Raw genomic sequence first — 510 nt, forward strand, 5'->3', positions numbered from 1 at the left:
TCCGCTCACGTTGCCGTCGTGCTTCTTGCCGCTGGCGCGGTGCGAGATCCCGAAGTCGATGAGCTTGACCGACGGCGGCCCTCCCGCGCGATCGGCGAGGTACAAGATGTTCTCGGGCTTGATGTCTCGGTGGACGACGCCGCGCTCGTGCACTGTGTGGACGCCTCGGGCGAGCGCGCCGATCACCGCGACGGCCTCGTCGATCGTGAGCGTCCCGCGCTCGTCGAGCACCCCGCGCAGCGTCGGCGCGTCGATGTACTCCATCACGAGGTACGGAACGGCCCCTTCGAGCAGCCCGCAGTCGTACACCTCGACGATCGACGGGTGTCGAACGGCCGCCAGGATGCGCGCCTCTTCGATGAGCAGTCGTCGCGACTCGTCGCTGTCGACGCGGACGAACTTGAGCGCGACCGAGCGCTCCAACAGCGTGTGACGCGCGCGCCAGATCTCGCTCATGCCCCCGCGGGCAACGAGACGTTCGAGCCGATAGCGGCCGTCCAAAACAACGCC

At 68.0% G+C, this 510-nt stretch carries 1 protein-coding gene; it reads right to left on the reverse strand.

Annotated features, from left to right (window positions below):
- Positions 1–510 (reverse strand): serine/threonine protein kinase (locus JNK74_30465; GenBank protein MBL7650492.1); only part of this gene is annotated, 510 nt, incomplete at both ends.

Source organism: Candidatus Hydrogenedentota bacterium (assembly GCA_016791475.1).
Lineage (GTDB): Bacteria > Hydrogenedentota > Hydrogenedentia > Hydrogenedentales > JAEUWI01 > JAEUWI01.